This is a genomic window from Ruania suaedae (genome assembly GCF_021049265.1).
In the GTDB taxonomy this organism is placed as follows: domain Bacteria; phylum Actinomycetota; class Actinomycetes; order Actinomycetales; family Beutenbergiaceae; genus Ruania; species Ruania suaedae.
Genome location: NZ_CP088018.1, coordinates 3,155,094 through 3,175,408 on the forward strand (window position 1 = coordinate 3,155,094; position 20,315 = coordinate 3,175,408).

Consider the following 20,315-nt stretch of genomic DNA (forward strand, 5'->3'; position numbering starts at 1 on the left):
GCCCACCTACGCTGAGTGGATTCCAAAGTGGATCCAGAAAGGGATACAAAAGCGATGAGGCTTCGGCACTCGATCATGGTCGGCATTCTCGACCGCTACGCAGACCGCTTCACGGAGTTCCAGCCGGCGGTGCCGCTGGAGCGCCGGATGCAGCAGGCGGCAGCGTTACCCGGCGCCCAGGGCGTGGAGCTGGTCTACCCCGCCGACTTGGGGGACATCGAACGGGCGCGAGAGCTCGTCGCGACCTCCGGGCTCGAGGTCTCCGCCGTCAACCTCAACATCAAGAGCGACCCCCGCTGGCGCTACGGCTCGTTCACCAACCCGGACGCCGACACCCGTCGCGAAGCCGTGCAGTGGCTGACCTCCGCGATGGACCTCGCTGCCGAGCTGGGCGCGTCCATGGTGACGGTGTGCCCGTTGATGGACGGATGGGACTACAGCTTCCAGGTGGACTATGCCAAGCAGTGGTCCTGGCTCATCGAGGGTCTGCGGGCCGGCGCCTCCCACCGCGAGGATGTGCGCGTCAGCATCGAGTACAAGGCGTTCGAGTCCCGCACGCGGATCGTGGTGCCGGACATCGGCACCACCCTCCACCTGTGCGACAGGATCGGGCTCGACAACGTCGGGGTGACCATGGACGTCGGCCATGCGCTGATCGCCCAGGAGACACCCGCGATGAGCGCCGCCATGGCACACGATGCCGGCCGGCTGTTCTACGTCCACTTCAACGACAACAACCGGGGATGGGACTGGGACATCGTGCCCGGCGCGGTGAACCTGTGGGAGATGGTCGAGACCCTGTTCTATCTCGACAAGATGGGCTGGGACGGCTGGCTGGCCTACGACGTCTTCACCAAGCACGGCGACCCCGCCGAGGCCTTCGACGCCACCCTGCGATCCATGGATGCTCTCGAGAAGCTCGTCGAGCGCCTGGGTCGCGACACCTTGCAGGACCTCATCGACAACGCCGACCCGGCGCAGGCGACCGCTCACCTCATCACGGCACTGGTGGACTGATGCGACTGGGGATGGGTAGCTACGCCTTCCGCTGGCAGCTGGGCATCAACTCGGCCGATCCGGCACCGCTCAGCGCGCTGGAGGCCGTACTCGAGGAGACCGCGACGCTGGGCTGTGAGGTGCTCCAACTCGCCGACATCGAGGCCGTCGACACCGCCACCGAAGCCGACCTGGTCGGGCTGCGCGCGAGCGCCGACGCCCTGGGCGTGCGGCTGCAATCCGGCTCCAGCGGCGCCACGGTCCCGCGCCTACGGGATCAGCTGCGCATCGCCCAAGCGCTCGGCTGCGACCTCGTGCGGGTGGTGATGCACGGTCCGGACGTGCCCGACGAGGACTCGGCCGTGGCCGCCTTGGCCGCCTGCGCACCGGACTTCGAGGAGGCCGGCATCGTGCTCGCGATCGAGAACCACTTCCTGACGCCCAGCCGACGCATGGTCGAGGCCCTCCACCGGATCGACTCACCCGCGGTCGGAGTCACGCTCGACGTCGCGAACTCGATCGTGTGCCATGAATGGCCGCGCGAGACGATCACGGCGCTCGCACCCTACGCACGGTGCGTGCATCTCAAGGACTACCGGATCGAGCCAGGCGCCAACGGCGTCGGCGCCTCGATCCTCGGGACCCCGCTGGGCGAGGGGGCCACGGACATCGCAGGCGTGCTGGACGCCGTCGCCGAGAACTCCCCGCACGGCAATGACGACCACCTGACGGTCGTGCTGGAGCAGTGGTCACCGTGGGAAGGCACGCACGAGGCCACCGTCGCCACCGAGACGCACTGGCGCCGGCGGTCCGCACAGGCCGCGTCCGCCGATCCGCGCCTGGCCCCGCGGGAGGTGGTCGCTCGTGGCTGAGCCGATCGACACCTCGGTGACCGAGCGCTGCTACCTGCAGTTGCGCGAGGAGATCCTCCGCGGCCGCTATACGCCCGGCGAGCGGCTGACGAGCGTCCGGCTGGCGACCGACCTCGGCATCTCACGCACACCGGTGCGCACGGCCCTGCAACGGCTGAAAGCCGACGGCCTGGTCGACATGGAGGACAACCGTGCCGCCTGGGTGCGCCCGCTCACGGTCGACGCCGTCGAGCAGGCCTACGAGATCGCCATGGCCCTCGAGGGCATGCTCGTGCGCAAGCTCGCCGCCCACGTCAGCCCGGAACAGGGAGACGCACTCGACCGAGCCATCGCTCGCATGGAGAGCGCAGCGCAGACCGGAGACCAGCAGGAATGGGTGGCCGGAGACGAGGAGTTCCATCACCTCCTGCGCACCCTCGGGGGCAACCCCCTCCTCGACTCGATGCTGGAGCGGGTCGAGACCGTGATTCATCGCGTGAGGTTCCTGTCGCTGAACATCCGCCCTGAGGGCGCGATCATCTCCGCGCGGGAGCACCGCGCGATGCACGAGGCGCTCGTCGCCGGCGACGGGGAGGCCGCGCGCTCGGTCCACGAAGCACATCTCGAGCGCGTCCGCGCCGAGAACATCGCCTTTCTCAACGCCAGCTTCGGCTTCATGAACGTGCCGACGCCGACGTCCAGCTCACCCAGCTAGTCACCTCACCCCGGACACCCTCGACGAGGAGGAGCCCCATGACCACCCTCACCGCACCGATCCCGAGCCACACTCTCGGTGACCACATCCACGTGGCCCGTGACGCCGTCGTCGACATCGCGCTCGATGCCGTTCTCGACGACGCCCTCGCACCAGGCACGAACCCGTTCGACCTGGACGTGAGCGTCACGCTCACCGGCCCGGACGCCGTCGTGATCACCGTGCCGGCGTTCTACGACGAGGTACTCGGGCTGCGCGCTCGCGTGAGTTTCCCTCAGACCGGCACCTGGCACGTCACCACGCATGGCTCGGAAGGGGTACTCCTGAGCGCACCAGTACTGGAGGCCGACGTCTCCTCCGAACGCGCCGGGCACGGCGCGCTCGGCATCGACCCCGAGTTCGGCCGGCATTTCCGATGGGCCGATGGCGCGAGCTTCTTCTTCCTCGGGTACGAGGCGGACTGGTTGCTCATGGTCGACCAGGACGACCCGGAGCTGACCCGGGTGCGGGAGGTCGTCGAATCGATCGCCGGCGCGGGGTTCACGGCCGTCACCGTCAACGCCTACGCCCACTCCTTCCGGCAGTACGTGGCGGAGGACCTCGAGACGGACCCGCGATGGGTGGTGCCGAGCATCGCGCCCTGGCCCGGCGGCAACGACACCCCCGACTACGGCCGGCTCGACCCCTCGTTCTTCGCACACATGGATCGCGCGATCAGTCTGCTGCACGATCAGGGCCTCGCCACCCACCTGATGGTGCACGTCTACAACAAGGACGTGAACTGGCCTGAGCCCGGCACGCCGGAGGACGAGCGCTACTGGCGGCAGATCATCGCCCGGTACCAAGCATTCGGCTCGATCATCTGGGACGTCGCCAAGGAGACCTACCACCGTCCGGCCGAGTACATCTGGACGCGCCTGGCCCTGTTCCGACAGCTCGACGGCTATCAGCGCCTCGTGACGGCGCACGACACCAACCCCCCGCCCCGGGTGGACTGGGGCCGGCAGTTCGTCCGCTTCGAGAACGAGCTGATCGACGCTCTGACGGACGTCACCGCCGACCAGATCCTGCAGGACATCCACGCCGATGCGGTCGAGCATCACCGCCGCTGGGCCAAGCCCTACATCAACATCGAGTTCGGTTACGAGTCCGGCATCGACGATCTCCCGTCCGACCACCCCGACCATGACCAGTCCTGGCAGGAGGTCACGCGCCGCATGTGGCACATCGTGCTCGGCGGGGCCTACCCGAACTACTACTACCGGAACACCGCCTGGAGTCTGTTCATCCCGTTCCCGGAGCCTCCCGGCTACCGCGGCGCCCGCGTGCTCGCCGACTTCTGGGGAGGGGTCGACCATCGGCGGCTGATCCCGCTCGCAGGAGTTGCGCGGGCGCAGGTTCCCGTCATGGTGCGCGGGGAGATCGGCCGCGAGTACGTGGCCATGACCGACACCGCGGCCGAGATCGACATCGACATCCGTTCCGACACAGGCGCGCTGAGCGCGACCTGGCTCGACCCCCTCACCGGCGAGCGCCAGCAGATCGGGCCGCTCGCCAGCGGCACGCACACCCTGACGCCCCCGTCGGGCTGGACGCTCACCGTGCTTCACGTGAACTGAGCCGCGCCACACCCCACCAGACCCACACATCAAAGGAGATACAGATGGATCGCAGGATGTTCTTGAAGGCCACGGCCGGGCTCGGCGCCGGGGCAACGCTGGGGGCCGGGCTCGCCGCGTGCGGTAGCAACTCGGGAGGGTCCGGGTCGCTGACCATGTCCCAGTACGGCAGTTCGAGCCGCCTCGATCTGCTCGAGCAGGTCTTCGCGCTCTACGCCGAGGCGAACCCGGATCGCAGCATCGGTCTCGACGCTGCGAGCGTGGACAACTACATCGACCGGCTCGCCACACAGGTCAGCGGCGGGAACGCCCCCGACATCATGGCCATCTTCCACGCGGACATCGCCACCTTCGCTCGCCAGGACGCACTGCTGACCCTTGACGACTACCTCGGCTCGGGACTGGACGTCTCCGCATTCACTGACGGCATCGTCGACCTCGGCCGCATCGACGGATCGGTGAGCGCCCTGAGCTACGGCGACAACGCGCACGGCGTGATCTACGACGTCGATCGCCTGGAGAGCCTGGGCATGCAGCTGCCCGAACCGGGCTACACCTGGGAGGACCTGCTCACGTTCAGTGCCGACATCTCACGAGCCGTCGACGGCGACTTCTACGGGACCGAGGACCGCTCCACCCAGCTGGATCAAGGATTCAAGGTGTGGCTGCTACAGCGGGGCAAGTACGCGTTCACGGCGGACGGCCAGCTCGGTTTCGAGCGCGGAGACCTCGAGGACTGGATCTCCTACTGGGAGATGCTGCGCGAGGAGGGTGCCGCACCACCCTCGGACATCACGGCCGAGGCCGGCACATTCGAGACTTCGGCGCTGATCCGTGGGTACGCCATCAACCACCAGACCTACGCCAACGCGATGAACTCGATGCAGTCGCTCACCGAGAGCCGCCTCGCGTTGACCACGCTCCCGATCGATCCGGATGGCCAGGGCAGCGGGCACTTCCTCCGCGGCTCGAACTGGGTCTCGGTGTTCTCCGAGACCGGCGATCCGGACACGGCCGTCGACTTCCTCAACTTCATCTTCAACGACCTCGCGGCTGTGGAGGTACTGGGGGCGGAATTCGGCGCTCCGCCGAACCGTGCACTGCGCGACGAACTCGAGTACACCGAGCCCGAACAGAACTTCATCGACTACATCAACCTCCTCACCGACGAGCTGGCCGACGAGGCAATCAGCCTGGACCAGGAGTTCCCGACCGCCTGGACCGACGTGAACACCGCCTTCAGTGCCGCCACAGAGAGCGTGATGTTCGGTGACGCGAGCGTCGACGAAGCAGTCGACAAGTTCTTCGAAGACGCTGAGCGAGCACTCGAGTCATGACCTCGCTGCTGTCACGCCGGACGGCCGGCGCCGGGCCCGGGGCCGGGGAGGAGCCCCCGGTCCGGCGCCGCCGGAACGCGATGCACGCCTCGGAGGGCCGCTGGGGGTACCTGTTCCTGACGCCGTGGTTCATCGGCCTCGCGATCCTCACCGCGGGCCCGATGCTCGTCTCGCTCTATTACTCCTTCACCGACTTCTCGTTGCTCTCGAGTGCCAACTGGGTGGGCCTCGACAACTACGAGCGCATGTTCACCGAGGACGACCGGTTCCTCTCGTCGGTCGCCGTGACGCTGACGTACGTCTTCGTCTCGGTCCCGCTCCAGCTGGCCTTCGCCCTCATGGTGGCAGTCCTGCTCAACCGTGCCATGCGCGGGGTCAGCGCCTATCGCGCTCTGTACTACCTGCCCAGTCTGCTCGGGGGAAGTGTGGCCGTTGCGGTCCTCTGGCGGCAGGTCTTCGGCCGTGAAGGCGTGGTCAACGTGGTCCTGCGCGGCCTGGGGTGGGAGAACCCACCGACCTGGATCGCCGACCCGGACTTCGCTCTCTGGACCCTGATCCTGCTTCGGGTCTGGGAGTTCGGCTCCCCGATGGTGATCTTCCTCGCCGGGCTACGGCAGGTGCCCGCCGAGTACTACGAAGCTGCCCACGTCGACGGCGCCTCAGCACTACAGCGCTTCTTCAAGATCACGCTGCCCATCATCACGCCTGTCATCTTCCTGAACGCGATTCTTCAGCTCATCGGCGCGTTCCAGGCGTTCAATTCGGCGTTCATCGTCAGCGGTGGCACAGGCGGGCCGTCGGATTCCACACTCTTCTACACGCTGTACATCTACATCGAGGGCTTCACCAGTTTCCGGATGGGCTATGCGTCTGCACTCGCCTGGGTGCTCCTGGGGATCATCGCGCTCTTCACGGCGATCAACTTCGCACTCAGCAGGTTCTGGGTGCACTACGAAGACGGAGGTCGATGATGTCTACGCTCACCGCACCCGGGCCGCCCGGCCCGGCGACCGACGGTCGAGAGTCGCCTCGGACCGGCCGCGGCAGCGCTACGCGATGGATCCGCCGGATCCCGCTCCATCTGCTCGTGGCCCTCGGCGCCATCGCCATGGTGTATCCGGTGGTGTGGATGGCTGCCAGCTCGTTGAAGCCGGACTCGGAGATCTTCTCCGGAAGCGCCAGCCTGCTTCCCGAGGTGTTCCGGTGGGAGAACTACGCGGAGGGATGGAACGGGTTACGCGAACCCTTCGAGACCTTCTACCTCAATTCGTTCATCATCAGCGCCTTCGCGGTGGTGGGAAACCTGCTGACATGCTCGATGGCCGCCTATGCGTTCGCACGCCTGAGGTTTCGCATGCGCGCGATCTGGTTCGCGGTGATGCTCGGCACCATCATGCTCCCTTATCACGCGACGCTGATCCCGCAGTACACCCTGTTCTACGAGTTGGGGTGGGTGAATTCCTTCCTCCCGCTGACGGTACCGAAATTCCTGGCCACGGATGCGTTCTTCATCTTTCTCTTCGTGCAGTTCATTCGAGGCATTCCCAAGGAACTGGACCAGGCCGCGCAGATCGACGGCGCGGGGCCGCTGCGGATCTACACCACCATCATCTTTCCGCTGCTTCGTCCTGCTCTGGTGACGGGTGCCATCTTCACCATCATCTGGACGTACAACGACTTCTTCTCGCAGCTGATCTATATCTCCGACACGGCCCTGTACACGGTTCCGTTGGCTCTGCGCATGTTCCTGGACACCACGGGCGAGTCCGCGTGGGGGCCGATGCTTGCGATGAGCACGCTGTCACTGCTGCCGCTGGTCCTCATGTTCGTGCTCTTCCAGCGTCAGATCGTGGAGGGCATCTCCACCACCGGGCTCAAGGGCTGACGATGCGACTCGACGGTCTCCTGGATGGCCTCGCCCGGGTGGTGGAGACGATGTGGCTGAGCGCTCTGTGGATGATCAGCGCCCTTCCCGTGATCACCGCACCGGCAGGCACGTCGGCGCTCGTGGAGGTCGCGCGGATGCGGCAGGACGGCGAGCTGCACGGCTCCGTCAGCCGAGCCTTCGTCCGCTGCGGGCTCGCCCGGATCCGCACATCCACCGTGGTGCTGGGGCTCTGGTTGCTGGCCGTTGCTGTGCTGGCCGTCAACTTCTCGGTCGTCTCCCAGCTCGGCGCCGCGCGCGTTCCGATCCTGCTGGGGCTCCTCGGCGTGGCGGTGGCGCTCGCGCTGTTCGGAGCAGTGCTGCCCGCTGCCGTCGCGACCGTCGGCGCGAGGGAGCCGGAGGGCCACGCCTCGGTCGTGCGCCTACGGCTGACGGTCCGGACGGCGGCGGCAGCGGTCGCCGCATCCCCGCTCAGTGCCGCGAACGTGGTGCTCGCGGGTGTGGTCGGCACAGTGCTGGTGCTCGCAGTGCCCGTGACGATCCTCCTCGTGCCCGGCGTGCTGGCCCACGTGAGCGCCATGGGGTGGCGGCGATGCACCGAACGCATGGCCGTGCTCCTGTGGCGACGGACGACACACATCCCCGCCTGAGCGCACGCGGGACATGCGACGCCCTCACCCGCGCGGCGACCCCGAGACAAGATCGTTGAGCGAGCGGAGCACGGGGGCCTCGGTGAGTTCGCGAGCTCGCTCGGCGGGCACGCCGTGGACCCTGACCTCGTAGGTCCGGCCCGGCAGCAACGTGAGCATCATCCGATCGGCCTCGGCCGCCGGAGCGAGCCGGTCGGCGAACACGCAGAGATCCTTGACCACGGATCGCGCCCGCACGGTGAGCACCACCTCGGCTCCCTCCACGGCGACCTCGGTGTGCAGGGCCGGTGGCGTGAGCCGGAGCTCCTTGTCCACGGCGAAGAAGTGGGTGGTCTCGACCCCGGACGGCGTGGACAGGTGCAACAGCTCGCCGGCCGGGTCGCCGGGACGGGCCACCCGCTCATCGATCGGTGCCCGCGCGGCACTCAGCCGGTCGACCGGAAGCCGCAGCGTCTGCGTGGCCAGGACGTTCCCGTCGAAGTCGAGGCGGGCGATGCTCACCTCCTCGCGCCAGGTATCGCCCCCGTCATTGACTGCCACCACCTCGAGGGCGCCCGCGGCGCTGCTGGTGGTGAGCAGGCGCGGTGCGAAGGCGTCACGCATCGCGTACCAGAGCGGCTTCTTCCGGCCGTAGCCGTCGACCGCGGCCCACGAGGTGACGGGCCAGCAGTCGTTCAGCTGCCAGATCACGACGCCGGTGTTGTAGGGCCGCAAGGACCGGTAGTGCTCGATGGCGTACCGGATGGCGTGAGCCTGGTTGAGCTGCATGGCGTAGTGCCAGTCGACCATGTCGTGGGGCACCGGCAGGTGCGGCTCCAGACCTCGGGCGAGCTTGCCGTTCCCGTCCTCCGCCTTCTGGTGATGGAGCATCCCGACCGACTCGGGAGTCAGGGGATCATCGGAGATCGACCGCGTGATCGTCGACCACGTCGGCGGGCCCTGCCACCCGAACTCGGAGACGAAACGTGGTGCGGCATCGGCGTAATGACGCCACTCCTTCTTGTTCCACACGCCCCACTCGTGGGTGCAGCCGCGGGTGGGGTCGTTCGGGTGGGCATCGCCGCCGGAGTACGGACTGCCCGGCCAGTAGGGCCGGGTGGGGTCGACGTCGGCGACGATCTCGGGGAGGTCGTGGAGGTAGTAGCCCTCACCCCACGGCCGGCCATCGAGCACGTCCTGCCAGCCCCAGTCGTGCCAGCCCCAGATGTTCTCGTTGTTGCCGTTCCACAGCACCAGGCTCGGGTGCGGCATGAGGCGCTCGACGTTGTCACGCGCTTCGGCGCGCACCTGACCGCGCAGTGGTTCGTCCTCCGGATAGGCGGCGCAGGCGAACAGGAAGTCCTGCCAGACGAGCAGCCCGCGCTCGTCACACGCCTCGTAGAACTCCCGGCTCTCGTACACGCCACCGCCCCACACCCGCAGCAGGTTCAGGTTCGCCTCGACCGCCTGATCGAGGCGCTCGGCGAGCCGGGCCTGATCGACCCGCGGCAGGAAGCAGTCGTCGGGGATCCAGTTCGCCCCACGCACCGGGATCACCACACCGTTGATCTCGAAGGCGAACTCGGAGCCGCGCTCGTCCTCCTCGGTGAGCAGGCGCAGGCTACGGAAGCCCACCCGGGCAGACCACCGGTCGACGGCGCGCCCCTCTACCTCGAGGCTCACCTCGAGGTCGTACAACGCCTGGCCGCCGAGATCGCGCGGCCACCACAGGTCCGGGTCGGGCACGTCCAGCACGAGCCGGCAGCTCGCCGATGTCACCTCCTGCACCGCGGTGACACCGGCGACGGAGGCAACGACGCGAGCGTCGCCGTCGGCGGCATAGCTGTCGACGTCGACATCGACGATCACGCGCCCGCTCGAGCCTTCGAGAGTCGTTTGCGGACGCACCGAAGCCAGACGACCGGCCACACGGCGTACCAGCCGCACCTGGCGCCAGAGCCCAGCGGTGACGAGCGTCGGCCCCCAGTCCCACCCGAAGTTGCTGGCGTTCTTGCGGATGAAGTTGAAGGGCGCCGGGTAGGCGTTCGGCATCGGGGGCGTCCGGTCCCGGTACGCCTCGGCGTACCGCCAGGCCGAATGCAGCTGGACGGCGATCTCATTGCGACCGGGCCGGAGCGCACCGGCCAGGGGCACCGCGTAGCGGCGGTGCATGTTCTGCGTCTGCGCGACCTCGATGTCGTTGACCCGGACGGTGGCGATCGTGTCCACGCCGTCGAGCTCAAGCGCCACCTCCGCACCGGGCACGAGCGCGCCCTCGGAGGTGAACCACTCCGGGGGAATCTGCACATCCCGGCGCAGGACCCACTCGACCCGACCGATCCAGTCGCTGCGGATCTCGTTCCGGTCCAGGTACGGATCCGGGATCAGCCGCTCGGCCAGCAGATCCAGGTGGACGGTCCCCGGCACCGACGCAGTGATCGGCATCGCCTCACGCACATGGGGCGGCACGTGCGCCCACCCGGGATCGGCGAGGTCCAGAGTCCAGTCCTCGAGCGGCCAGCAGGCGGGTTCAATGCTCTCCATCCGGGTCACTTTACCGGTACAACGCTAGGTCGTCTCCCCCACCTGCAGGGTTGGGAGGGACAGGTCGCGCCCTTCGGCCAGGAATCCGGGGCCCGGTGGTGTGCGGGTAGCGGCCATCAACGCCTCGGCCGCCCCGATCCCCAGCGCCGCGACATCCCGTCTGATCAGCGTGGGCGCGGGAGTGAGATAGGGGGTCAGGCCGGAGCCGTCCCAGGAGACCACGGCCACGTCCTCCGGCACGGCCCGCCCCGAACGCCGAGCGGCGGCGAGTCCGCCGAGCATGAGCGGATCGCTGTCATAGACGAGCGCGGTCACCCCGCTCTCGAGCAGTGGTCCGGTCATCGCCTCGCTCTCGGCCATCGTCATCGCGCCCTCGAGCACGTGCACGGTCAGCCCCCGCGTGGCTGCCCGGGCGGCGAACGCCTCCGACCGAGCTCTGGAGTAGTAGAAGTCCGGGCTCGTCGCCACCCGCCCGAGACACCGGTGACCGCGATCGCCGAGATGGTCCACGATCTGTTCGGCCACACTCGAGACGTCCGCCGCCAACGTGGCGAACTGCGTCCCCGGGCCGCCCAGCGCGACGCTGGGTAGCCCGAGGCCCGCCAGGAGCTCGGCCCGCGGATCCTCGGCGGCGACGTCAGTCACCAGCACGGCGTCCACCGAGCGCCGGCGAGCGAAGGACGCGTAGATCTCCTCTTCGATGGCCACCGACTCGGCCACATTGAGAGTCAGCGCCAGGCCGTTCGACGTCAGGTGTGAGCCCATCGCGGCGATCAGCTGCATGTAGAAGGTGTCGGCCGAGACGTGGTGAGCGGGGCGCCGAATGACCAGACCCACGGCCCCCGCGCCGGCACCCGCGAGCCGGCGCGCCGTGCTGTCGGGCTCCCATCCCAGTGCCGCTGCGGCCTCGCGGACCCGGCCTCGCGTCTGCGCAGAGATGCCGGGACGGTCGTTCATCGTCATCGAGACCGTCATCTTCGACACCCCGGCTGCGGCAGCGACATCGGCGATCGTCACGCGGCTGGATTGCCCCTTCGGCATGAAGGGGATCCTAGGCCAGATCGCGCGGCCGGCAGCGCGCGCCCGCCGCGCCCGTCAGCGCTGCCACTCCTCCCGCGGCGGTGGAGCACCGGGCGAGAGGCGGCGCCGAGAGCGCCGCACGTACCACCAGATGCCCCCCGCCACCGTCATACCCAGTCCGACCATGCCCAGTCCGATGGCGAGGAACACGCCGAAGATCGTGCCGAACAGACCGGCGAAGAATCCGGGCATGTCATGGCCCTGCGCCACCACGATCGAGGCCGAGGCAGACGCCGACGGATCGGCGAGCGCTGGCGCCGCCACCGTGTACTCGCCCGCCGCGCCGGCCCGGAAGGTGTAGACATCCTCGGCCGTGACACCGTCGCGGGTGGAGGTGCTCGCGGGCCCGGGAATCCGGGGCACCTCCGCACCCGCCGGGTCGGTGACCGTGACGTCCCCGGCGAGCTCGGCCTCGGACCCGGTCGGCGCTGCGAGGTAGACCACGTAGGTGGTGTCCGCCGCCAGCTCCACGCTCACGCTGCCCGGCACCTCGGTGCCCCCGACGGCGTCCGGACCGGGAGCGCCGTCGGCGGCCACGACACCGAGCGGGACCACCGAGAGGAACAGCCGGACCACCAGCACAGCCACCGCCACGGTCACCAGCAGCGCGAAGGCCCCGGCGAAGGTGAGGATCTTCGGGCCGGTGGTGGAGGTCTTCACAGGCAGCGCGGGATAGGCCATGGGCCCACGCTAGCTCGCGGTGCACGCGGCGCCATGGGCAGGCCTGCCCTGCGAGTGAGGCCACAGCAGCCTTGATAGCGTTCCATCATCTGGACAACCCAGGAGGATCACCAAGGATGAAGGCCCTGTACAAGGCCGGCCCCCACCCCGGGCTGGAGCTCGTCGACCGACCCGAACCGCAGCCCGGGCCCGGGGAGGTGAAGGTCCGCGTGCACACCACCGGAATCTGCGGCACCGACCTGCACATCCTCGACTGGGACCCCTGGGCCTCCTCGATGGTGGGCGCTCCGCTGATCCCGGGGCACGAGTTCTACGGCGAGGTGGTCGCCGTCGGGGAGATGGTCGGTGACATCGGGATCGGTGAGCTGGTCTCCGGCGAGGGCCACATCGTGTGCGGCATGTGCCGCAACTGCCGCGCGGGCCGGCGGCAGCTGTGCATCCGGACGATCTCGGTCGGTGTGCAGCGCGACGGCGCGTTCGCCGAGTACGTGGTGATCCCGCAGGAGAACATCTGGTCCCACACCCGCGAGGGCAGTCAGGACGTCAGCCCGGAGCTCGGCGCGATCTTCGACCCCTTCGGCAATGCCGTGCACACGGCGCTGAAGTTCGGTGTGGTCGGCGAGGATGTGCTGATCACCGGCGCCGGCCCGATCGGGCTGATGGCCGCGGCGGTGGTGCGCCACGCCGGTGCCCGCTACGTGGCCATCACCGACGTCTCCCCCGAGCGGCTCGCCCTCGCCGAGCGGATGGGCGTGGACCTGGCGCTGAACGTGGCCACCACCCCGGTGAACCGGGCGGAGGAGCTGCTGCACCTGCGAGAGGGCTTCGACGTCGGGCTGGAGATGTCCGGCCACGCCAGCGCGCTGCCGGAGATGATCACGGTGATGAACCACGGCGGCAAGATCGCCATCCTGGGTCTGCCGAGCGAGCCGATCGACATGGACTGGTCGCTCGTGGTGACCCAGATGCTCACGTTGCAGGGCATCTACGGCCGCGAGATGTTCGAGACCTGGAACGCGATGAGCGCGATGCTGCAGACCTCCGAGTGGCTGCTCGACGCCGTCACCTCGGTGGTCACCGACCGGCTGCCCGCCTCGCGCTGGCAGGAGGGCTTCGCCGCCGCGCAGGCGGCGCGGAGCGGCAAGGTCGTGCTGGACTGGACGAAGTTGTGAGGAGCATCGATGTACACGATCGCTGAGTGCCTGCGCGCCGAGCTTGACGAGCTGCGCTCGGCCGGGCTCTACAAGCACGAGCGGGCCATCGCCTCGCCGCAGTCCGCGCACGTGCTGACCTCCCCTCCCGACGGCGGCCCCTCCGGCACGTCCGCGAGTGCACCCGCCGAGGTGCTGAACTTCTGTGCCAACAACTACCTCGGCCTGGCCGGCCACCCGGACATCGTCGCCGCCGCCCACCGGGCGCTGGACGAGCGCGGTTTCGGGATGGCCTCGGTCCGCTTCATCTGCGGTACCCAGGATCAGCACCTGGAGCTGGAGCGCCGGGTGGCAGCGTTCCTCGGCGCGGAGGCCTCGATCCTGTTCGGCTCCTGCTTCGACGCCAACGGCGGCGTGTTCGAGACGCTGCTCAGCGCCGAGGACGCCGTCATCTCCGACGAGCTCAACCACGCCTCCATCATCGACGGCATCCGGCTGTGCAAGGCGAGCCGGTTCCGGTACGCCAACCGGGACATGGCCGACCTGCGCACCCAGCTCGTCCGGGCAACCGAAGGCGGGGCGCGCCGGATCCTGGTGGTCACCGACGGGGTGTTCTCCATGGACGGCTACCTGGCACCGCTGGCCGAGATCTGCGACCTGGCGGAGGAGTTCGGGGCGCTGGTGATGGTGGACGACTCCCACGCCGTCGGGTTCATGGGGCCCACGGGCGCGGGCACACCGGAGCACGCCGGGGTCGGCGACAGGGTCGACCTGACCACCGGGACCTTCGGCAAAGCCCTGGGCGGCGCCTCCGGCGGCTACGTGGCCGGGCGGGCCGAGATCGTGGAGCTGCTGCGCCAGCGGGCCCGGCCGTACCTGTTCTCCAACTCCCTGGCTCCGCCAATCGTGGCCGCGACGCTGACCGCGCTGGCCCTCGTGGCCGACTCGGCCGATCTGCGCAAGCAGCTGCAGGCGAACGCCGCGCTGTTCCGGGAGCGGATGAGCGCGGAGGGCTTCGAGCTGCTGCCCGGTCAGCACGCCATCGTCCCGGTGATGTTCGGCGATGCCGCCCTGGCCGCCCGGATCGCCGATGCGATGCTCGAACGCGGGGTCTACGTGACCGCGTTCAGCTACCCGGTGGTCCCGCGCGGGAAGGCCCGGATCCGGGTGCAGCTCTCGGCGGCGCACTCTAGCGCGGACGTCGAGGCCTGCGTGGCGGCGTTCGTGGCTGCCCGGGAGGCCGTACCGAACTGACGCGCTCCAGCGGTGCCGTGCCACATTCGGCACGGTGGCGCTGGAACCCGTCACTTGTGAATCGGCCAGGATGACGTCGCGGTGGTCGCCGCCGGTCCCATCGTTGGTCCCTGCGTGACCGCAACGACACGGCTGCGTCGGTCTGCGGCACCATGCTGCCGCAGATCACGCCGGTGTGTCGGCGCGGTCAGGAACCCGCGGGTTACGAGGACGCAGGCACCGCGACACCGCGGCTGCGACCGTTCCAGGCTTAGGCTGATCGAGGCCCCATCGACCCACACCCCCTGCGAGGACCGCACGTGAGACACGACCCGTACCGCTGGCTCGAGGACGTCGAGGGCACCGAGGCACTCGACTGGGTCCGCGCCCGCAACGCCGCGCAGGCCGCCACCCTGGCCGCGACGCCGGAGTTCACCGCCACCCGGGACCGGATCCGTTCCATCCTCGACTCGGACGAGAAGATCCCGGGCCTGTCCAAGGTGGGCGAGCACTACTACAACTTCTGGCGGGACGCCGATCACGAGCGGGGCCTCTGGCGCCGCACCACGCTGGAGTCCTACCGCAGCGCTTCCCCGCAGTGGGAGATCGTCCTCGACATCGACGCCCTGAACGAGGCCGAGGATGCGAACTGGGTCTGGCACGGCGCCTCGGTGCTGCGCACCGGCCCGGATGCCTACCGGCTGGCCATCGTGGACCTCTCCCGCGGCGGCGCCGACGCCGATGTCTCCCGCGAGTTCGACCTGCAGACCAAACAGTTCGTCGAGGGCGGTTTCCACCGTCCCGAGTCCAAGGGCGGCACCTCCTGGATCGACTCCGACACCCTGTTCGTGTTCACCGACACCGGCGAGGGGTCGATGACCACCTCCGGCTATCCCCGCATCGCCCGCCGGTGGCGCCGCGGCACCCCGCTGGAGCGGGCGGAGATCGTCTACGAGGGCGAGGCCGAGGACCTCTACATCGCCGCGATGCACGACTCCACACCCGCGTTCGAGCGGGACCTGGTCTCGCGCGCCATCGCCTTCTACGAGCACGAGCTGTACCTGCTCGAGGAGGGCACCCTCACCCGGATCGACGTCCCCCGCTCGGCGAACCCGGGCCTGCACCGGGAGTGGCTCACCATCGAGCTGCGCGAGGACTGGACCGTCACCGACACCGACGAGGCCGGGCGCGCGATCACCCAGACCTACCCGGGCGGCTCCCTGCTCGCCCTCGGCCTGGAGACCTTCCTCGCCGGCTCGCGTGACTTCCACGTGCTCTACGAACCGACCCCGAGCACGTCCCTGGCGGACTTCGCCTGGACCAGGAGCCACCTGGTGCTCAACATCCTGGACGACGTCAAGAACCGCCTCGTCGTCCTCACCCCCGACGGCGGACGCTTCCGGGAGTCGGAGTTCGTGGGCGCCCCGCAGGTGGGCACCGTGGACGTCTCCCCGGTCGACCCGCGCGAGTCGGACGCCGTCTGGCTCTCCGCCACCGATTTCCTCACCCCGACGACGCTCTCGATCGCCGAGATCGGTGCCGAGCCCGAGCCGCTGAAAGCGATGCCGCAGTTCTTCGACCCGGCCGGTCTGGCGATGGAGCAGCACTTCGCCACCTCCGACGACGGCACGCAGGTCCCGTACTTCCTCGTGCGCCCCGAAGGCCTGACCCTGGACGGGTCCAACCCGACCCTGCTCTACGGCTACGGCGGCTTCGAGATCTCCCTGACCCCCACCTACTCCGGCGGGATGGGCAGTGCCTGGCTGGAGCGCGGCGGGGTGTACGTGCTCGCCAACATCCGTGGTGGCGGCGAGTACGGGCCCGCCTGGCACCAGGCCGCCCTGAAGGACAAGCGCCACAAGGCCTACGAGGACATGGCCGCCGTCGCGAAGGATCTCATCGCCCGGGGGGTCACCTCGCCGGAGCACCTCGGCGTGCAGGGCGGGTCCAACGGCGGGTTGCTCACCGGGAACATGCTCACGCAGTATCCGCAGCTGTTCGGCGCCGTGGTGATCCAGGTGCCGCTGCTGGACATGCAGCGCTACTCCCACCTGCTCGCCGGCGCCTCCTGGATGGCCGAGTACGGCGACCCGGACGACCCGCAGCAGTGGGAGTTCATCCGCACCTTCTCGCCGTACCACCTGTTCGACCCCGAGGCCGAGTACCCGCCGGTGCTGCTGACCACCTCCACCCGCGACGACCGGGTCCATCCCGGCCACGCGCGCAAGATGGCGGCTCAGATGCTCGCGGCCGGCAAGGACGTCACCTACTACGAGAACATCGAGGGCGGGCACGGCGGGGCGGCGACCAATGCCCAGGCAGCGCACATGAGCGCCCTCGCCTACCGGTTCCTGGCTGAGCGCCTGGGACTGGGCTGAGGCGCCTCAGGAGGATCGCAGGGCCGAGGGCCACGGCCCCAGCTCGGGCAGTGGCACCTCCCGGTCCCCCTGCAGCGCCGTCGGCGGCTCAGCCACCTCCCGGCCGGCGAGCCAGGCCGTCAGCTGCACCAGGGACCCGGTGATGAGCAGCGGCTTCTTCGGCACCCGCACGAGCGGGCCGATCGCGAAGTTCGAGCCGGTCACCGTGTAGCTGAACTCCTCGTCCGGGGCATCGAGCGCGATCTCGGCGTTCTCGGGCAGGCGCACCGAGAGGAAATCGACCAGGTGCTCGGTCAGCTCACGGGACCAGGCATCCTCCGGGCGGGCACCGCAGTCCAGGTCGACCAGGTGCACGCGCGTCTCGCGCCACCAGGCCAGCGCCACGTCGACCACGGTCCCCTGCCGGAAGGTGACGGGCTCGTACCAGATCAGGTCGTCGGCGTCGGGGCGGCTGGCGTGGTGCCGCGCCCGCAGGGTGCGCAGTGCTGCCAGGTGCTCGGCATGGCTGAACCCGGATCGGCTCTCGACGGCGCGATCGAGCTCGGCGCGGCCGCCCGCCAGGAAGGGCACCTGTTGCCCGCGGGCGGCCTGCTCGATCTGCACGGCGAGCGCCTCGCCGACCACCTCGACGTGGGCAAGGACGTGGCTGCGGGTCCACCCCGGCAGCGGGACCGGCTGGCGCAGGCCCTCCTCCTCGAGGCCCACCACGGCCTCGATCATCGTGTCCAAGCCGGTCTCCGCCTCCTCGACGGCGCGCAGATGATCGGTGGTCGGGTCGGTCGGCGTCATGGCCACACCAGTCCCCTGCGCCAGGTCCCCTCGAGGGCGTAGCGCAGGCGGATCTGTCCGCCACCGGGCCGGGCGGCCCAGAACTCCACAGTCGTGGCCGCGATCGCATAGCACCGCCAGGTGGGCGGCACCCGGCCGGGCTCCCGCTCGACGGCGTCCCTCGCCTCCGCGTAGGCGCGGTCATAGGTCTCCATGCTCTCGAGCGGCTCGCTCTGCACACCGGTCATCGTCGCGGCGCGCGCGCCCGGGTGGCGCTCGAGGAAGTCGGCCGCCGCGGCTTCGTCGCCGAGATCGCGCACCGGCCCGCCGATCCGCACCTGCCGGCCGATCGGCGCCCAGAACGCCGTCAGGGCGGCGAGCGGGTTCGCGGCCACCGCCTCGGCCTTCGGGCTACGCGCATCGGTGGCGATCACCCAGTCGCCGTCAGTGAGGTCCTTGAGGATGACGGTCCGGGCGCCGACCTCTCCGCCCGGGGTCGCCGTCGCGAGATTCAGGGCGTGCGGCAGGGGCAGCCCGCGATCGGCTGCGAGCTGCAGCCAGTCGGTGAAGAGCTCGGCCGGGTTCTCGGGGGCGGCATCGGGATCGAATGCCACGAGCGCGTCGCGGTCGAGGGCGGGCAACTCACTCAACCAGGTCCGCAGGCTCATCCCCCGATCATGACCGCCGGGGAGCACCGGCGCCAACCCTGCGCAGCCGTGCGGCGCGCAGAGCCGGCGACGACGAACCAGCCGGGTCAGTCCCCGCCGGGCCCCACGGCGCCGAAGTCCTCAGCGGCGATCAACGGTGCCAGCACCTGGCGCACCTCGCCGCGGGCGAAGTACCGGTGCAGGGCGTCATGCCCGAGCACATTCCCGACGGCGCCCATCACCATCCCCTGGTCCAGGGACAGGTACCGTTCGGCCACCGTACCGTCGGTGGCCACCGCGTCGTAGAAGCCGCCCGGCCCGTAGGCGCCGAGGTCGGTGGCCATCGCGTCGAGGTTCTCCAGGGCTGCCTGCGGCGCGTAGTACATCCCGAGGAAGGCGGCGTGGGGCGTCATCACGCCGGTGCCGTACTCGGGGTCCGGGTTGGCGGCCTCACGGCAGTCGCCGTAGCCGATGTCGGCGTCGGTCTTCTCCACGTCGGAGGTGTAGCCGTCGGACTGGATGCCGGCCAGGTCCACGCCGTACTCGCGGTACCCGGCGAACGGGTCGGAGGAGGGGGAGAAGCCCCAGTACCCGTAGGCCTCCTCACCGTGGCGGATCTGCGTCTCGACGGCGGCGGGGTGGTTCATCGCCCACGAGTCGGCTCCCCAGCGCGCCTCGGGGACGATCATGTCCGGCATCAGCTCCTCGAACATCGCGCCGCCCCAGGTGGGCACGAAGCGCATCTCGTCGTAGCCATAGGTGCCCTGGAAGACCTCCACGCCCTGGTGGGTCACGGTCTCGCCCACAGGCTCCTGCTCCTGCCAGGACCAGTCGCAGCCGCCCGGCATGGTGCGGTAGAGCGAGTAGTAGCCCTCCGCAGGGATCTGCCCCTGCGCGATCCCGACATACACCGCGATCCGCGTCTCGGAGTTCAGCACGTCGTAGTGGTGGCAGGTGTAGTACAGGTCCTCACCACCTGGCTCACCGTAGTTCGCCGGCTCGGCGCACTGCTCAGCGGGCGGTTGCTCGGTCCAGAAGCCCCCACGGTTCCAGCCGGGCAGGTCACCGCCGCGGGCGTCGGGGTTGTAGAAGTAGCTGAAGTCCATCTCGTCCAGGAGGGTCTGCGCCTGCTCACGCAGCGCCGGCTCGGCGTGGCGGACGATCATGAAGGCGGCGGCGAGCCAGCCGTTGTCGACGGTGGAGACGAAGTGGTCGATCTGCTCGCCGGAGTCGAACTCGTCCAGCAGGTCGCCGCTCGCTTCGTCGTACCAGTTGAAATAGAGGCCGCTGGCCTCGTGGTTCTCCATCGACGCGAGGGTCTCGAGGGTGAGGGACATCCGCTCGCGCGCGTCGGCACGCGAGATCAGTCCGAGATCGCGGGCGACCACCGTGCTCCACAGGTAGGAGCCGATGTTGGTCGGGGAGGTGTACCCGGAACGGCTTGCCGGCGAGAGGTCGCCCTCGATGTTGTCGGCCGGCAGCCCCGTGGATGGAGCGGTCATCGCATCCATCGAGGCCCACGTGTCCGCCGCCCACTGGCGCACCTGGGCGCGGTCGGAGCGATCCAGCTGTGCCCAGGGAGGCTGGCCGCCGGTGGTGCGCCAGTCGTTCCCGGCACCGTTGTCCCTGTCGGCCACTGAGCCTGGGGCACCCGGGTCGAACTGCCCACCTGGGCCGGGAGGTGCTGCCGCTGCTGCCAGCGGGGTCAGCGCGAGCGCCGCCCCGGCCAGCACGGCTGTCAGTCGTGCGCGCATGCCGTCGATCCCTTCGTCGCGAACGTGTCCATGCACGAGGCGCGTCG

Annotated in this window: 17 protein-coding genes; 11 read left to right on the top strand and 6 right to left on the bottom strand. The window is 69.4% G+C overall.

Annotated elements, in window-relative coordinates; translation table 11 throughout:
• The first annotated feature begins 54 nt into the window (after nucleotides 1-54).
• Genes LQF12_RS14625 through LQF12_RS14660 form a run of 8 tightly spaced genes read left to right on the top strand, consistent with a single transcriptional unit; the run spans nucleotide 55 to nucleotide 8,053 of the window.
• The gene (locus tag LQF12_RS14625) at nucleotides 55-1,017 is read left to right on the top strand and encodes a sugar phosphate isomerase/epimerase family protein (protein ID WP_231053634.1); all 963 of its coding nucleotides are present in this window, start codon (nucleotides 55-57) and stop codon (nucleotides 1,015-1,017) included.
• On the top strand, nucleotides 1,017-1,868 hold the full coding sequence (locus tag LQF12_RS14630; protein ID WP_231053635.1) for a sugar phosphate isomerase/epimerase family protein: 852 nt from the start codon (nucleotides 1,017-1,019) through the stop codon (nucleotides 1,866-1,868). Before LQF12_RS14625 ends, LQF12_RS14630 begins: the two co-directional genes overlap by 1 nt.
• The gene (locus tag LQF12_RS14635; protein WP_231053636.1) at nucleotides 1,861-2,562 is read left to right on the top strand and encodes a GntR family transcriptional regulator; all 702 of its coding nucleotides are present in this window, start codon (nucleotides 1,861-1,863) and stop codon (nucleotides 2,560-2,562) included. The genes LQF12_RS14630 and LQF12_RS14635 overlap by 8 nt, the downstream gene beginning before the upstream one ends.
• A gap of 38 nt (nucleotides 2,563-2,600) precedes the next feature.
• Entirely contained in the window at nucleotides 2,601-4,181 is a 1,581-nt protein-coding gene (locus LQF12_RS14640; protein WP_231053637.1) for an apiosidase-like domain-containing protein, read from the top strand.
• Between the two features lie 44 nt (nucleotides 4,182-4,225).
• Complete coding sequence (locus tag LQF12_RS14645) at nucleotides 4,226-5,518, top strand: ABC transporter substrate-binding protein (RefSeq protein WP_231053638.1); 1,293 nt, start codon at nucleotides 4,226-4,228, stop codon at nucleotides 5,516-5,518.
• The gene (locus tag LQF12_RS14650; RefSeq protein WP_435531195.1) at nucleotides 5,515-6,489 is read left to right on the top strand and encodes a carbohydrate ABC transporter permease; all 975 of its coding nucleotides are present in this window, start codon (nucleotides 5,515-5,517) and stop codon (nucleotides 6,487-6,489) included. Before LQF12_RS14645 ends, LQF12_RS14650 begins: the two co-directional genes overlap by 4 nt.
• The gene (locus tag LQF12_RS14655) at nucleotides 6,489-7,403 is read left to right on the top strand and encodes a carbohydrate ABC transporter permease (protein ID WP_231053639.1); all 915 of its coding nucleotides are present in this window, start codon (nucleotides 6,489-6,491) and stop codon (nucleotides 7,401-7,403) included. The genes LQF12_RS14650 and LQF12_RS14655 overlap by 1 nt, the downstream gene beginning before the upstream one ends.
• Before the next feature lie 2 nt (nucleotides 7,404-7,405).
• Nucleotides 7,406-8,053 carry a hypothetical protein gene (locus LQF12_RS14660; protein WP_231053640.1) on the top strand — a complete coding sequence of 216 codons (648 nt, stop codon included), beginning with the start codon at nucleotides 7,406-7,408 and terminating at the stop codon, nucleotides 8,051-8,053.
• Nucleotides 8,054-8,077: 24 nt separating this feature from the next.
• Here LQF12_RS14660 and LQF12_RS14665 read toward each other — a convergent pair whose 3' ends face one another.
• From LQF12_RS14665 to LQF12_RS14675, 3 genes are read right to left on the bottom strand one after another with little or no spacing between them, the layout of a single operon-like run.
• Nucleotides 8,078-10,576, bottom strand: coding sequence for a glycoside hydrolase family 2 protein (locus LQF12_RS14665; protein ID WP_231053641.1), 2,499 nt, complete (start codon nucleotides 10,574-10,576; stop codon nucleotides 8,078-8,080).
• A 24-nt stretch (nucleotides 10,577-10,600) separates the two neighbouring features.
• Nucleotides 10,601-11,617, bottom strand: a complete 1,017-nt coding sequence (locus LQF12_RS14670; RefSeq protein WP_231053642.1) for a LacI family DNA-binding transcriptional regulator — start codon at nucleotides 11,615-11,617, stop codon at nucleotides 10,601-10,603.
• 54 nt (nucleotides 11,618-11,671) lie between these two features.
• On the bottom strand, nucleotides 11,672-12,337 hold the full coding sequence (locus LQF12_RS14675) for a hypothetical protein (RefSeq protein ID WP_231053643.1): 666 nt from the start codon (nucleotides 12,335-12,337) through the stop codon (nucleotides 11,672-11,674).
• A gap of 116 nt (nucleotides 12,338-12,453) precedes the next feature.
• Between LQF12_RS14675 and tdh the strand changes: the two genes are divergently transcribed.
• The 3 genes from tdh (at nucleotide 12,454) to LQF12_RS14690 (ending at nucleotide 17,099) form a co-directional block, all read left to right on the top strand.
• Nucleotides 12,454-13,509: an L-threonine 3-dehydrogenase gene (tdh, locus tag LQF12_RS14680; RefSeq protein WP_231053644.1), complete on the top strand. Its 1,056-nt coding sequence runs from the start codon at nucleotides 12,454-12,456 to the stop codon at nucleotides 13,507-13,509.
• A 9-nt stretch (nucleotides 13,510-13,518) separates the two neighbouring features.
• On the top strand, nucleotides 13,519-14,742 hold the full coding sequence (locus tag LQF12_RS14685; RefSeq protein ID WP_231053645.1) for a glycine C-acetyltransferase: 1,224 nt from the start codon (nucleotides 13,519-13,521) through the stop codon (nucleotides 14,740-14,742).
• A 299-nt stretch (nucleotides 14,743-15,041) separates the two neighbouring features.
• A complete protein-coding gene (locus LQF12_RS14690; protein WP_231053646.1) occupies nucleotides 15,042-17,099 on the top strand; it encodes a prolyl oligopeptidase family serine peptidase in 2,058 nt (685 codons plus the stop codon).
• 6 nt (nucleotides 17,100-17,105) lie between these two features.
• Here LQF12_RS14690 and LQF12_RS14695 read toward each other — a convergent pair whose 3' ends face one another.
• The 3 genes from LQF12_RS14695 to LQF12_RS14705 form a co-directional block, all read right to left on the bottom strand.
• Nucleotides 17,106-17,888 carry a maleylpyruvate isomerase family mycothiol-dependent enzyme gene (locus LQF12_RS14695; RefSeq protein ID WP_231053647.1) on the bottom strand — a complete coding sequence of 261 codons (783 nt, stop codon included), beginning with the start codon at nucleotides 17,886-17,888 and terminating at the stop codon, nucleotides 17,106-17,108.
• Nucleotides 17,885-18,535 (bottom strand): pyridoxine/pyridoxamine 5'-phosphate oxidase, encoded by a 651-nt coding sequence (locus LQF12_RS14700; protein ID WP_231053648.1) that lies wholly within the window; start codon nucleotides 18,533-18,535, stop codon nucleotides 17,885-17,887. Before LQF12_RS14700 ends, LQF12_RS14695 begins: the two co-directional genes overlap by 4 nt.
• Before the next feature lie 86 nt (nucleotides 18,536-18,621).
• Nucleotides 18,622-20,268: a glucoamylase family protein gene (locus LQF12_RS14705; RefSeq protein WP_231053649.1), complete on the bottom strand. Its 1,647-nt coding sequence runs from the start codon at nucleotides 20,266-20,268 to the stop codon at nucleotides 18,622-18,624.
• Nucleotides 20,269-20,315 lie beyond the last annotated feature (47 nt).

Bases quoted from the DNA above. Each gene is read 5' to 3' on its own strand.
- LQF12_RS14640 (WP_231053637.1), top strand. From the start codon at position 2,601: ATGACCACCCTCACCGCACCGATCCCGAGCCACACTCTCGGTGACCAC.
- LQF12_RS14675 (WP_231053643.1), bottom strand. From the start codon at position 12,337: ATGGCCTATCCCGCGCTGCCTGTGAAGACCTCCACCACCGGCCCGAAG.
- LQF12_RS14665 (WP_231053641.1), bottom strand. From the start codon at position 10,576: ATGGAGAGCATTGAACCCGCCTGCTGGCCGCTCGAGGACTGGACTCTG.
- LQF12_RS14655 (WP_231053639.1), top strand. From the start codon at position 6,489: ATGTCTACGCTCACCGCACCCGGGCCGCCCGGCCCGGCGACCGACGGT.
- LQF12_RS14650 (WP_435531195.1), top strand. From the start codon at position 5,515: ATGACCTCGCTGCTGTCACGCCGGACGGCCGGCGCCGGGCCCGGGGCC.
- LQF12_RS14670 (WP_231053642.1), bottom strand. From the start codon at position 11,617: ATGCCGAAGGGGCAATCCAGCCGCGTGACGATCGCCGATGTCGCTGCC.
- LQF12_RS14685 (WP_231053645.1), top strand. From the start codon at position 13,519: ATGTACACGATCGCTGAGTGCCTGCGCGCCGAGCTTGACGAGCTGCGC.
- tdh (WP_231053644.1), top strand. From the start codon at position 12,454: ATGAAGGCCCTGTACAAGGCCGGCCCCCACCCCGGGCTGGAGCTCGTC.
- LQF12_RS14700 (WP_231053648.1), bottom strand. From the start codon at position 18,535: ATGAGCCTGCGGACCTGGTTGAGTGAGTTGCCCGCCCTCGACCGCGAC.
- LQF12_RS14630 (WP_231053635.1), top strand. From the start codon at position 1,017: ATGCGACTGGGGATGGGTAGCTACGCCTTCCGCTGGCAGCTGGGCATC.
- LQF12_RS14645 (WP_231053638.1), top strand. From the start codon at position 4,226: ATGGATCGCAGGATGTTCTTGAAGGCCACGGCCGGGCTCGGCGCCGGG.
- LQF12_RS14660 (WP_231053640.1), top strand. From the start codon at position 7,406: ATGCGACTCGACGGTCTCCTGGATGGCCTCGCCCGGGTGGTGGAGACG.
- LQF12_RS14625 (WP_231053634.1), top strand. From the start codon at position 55: ATGAGGCTTCGGCACTCGATCATGGTCGGCATTCTCGACCGCTACGCA.
- LQF12_RS14705 (WP_231053649.1), bottom strand. From the start codon at position 20,268: ATGCGCGCACGACTGACAGCCGTGCTGGCCGGGGCGGCGCTCGCGCTG.
- LQF12_RS14695 (WP_231053647.1), bottom strand. From the start codon at position 17,888: ATGACGCCGACCGACCCGACCACCGATCATCTGCGCGCCGTCGAGGAG.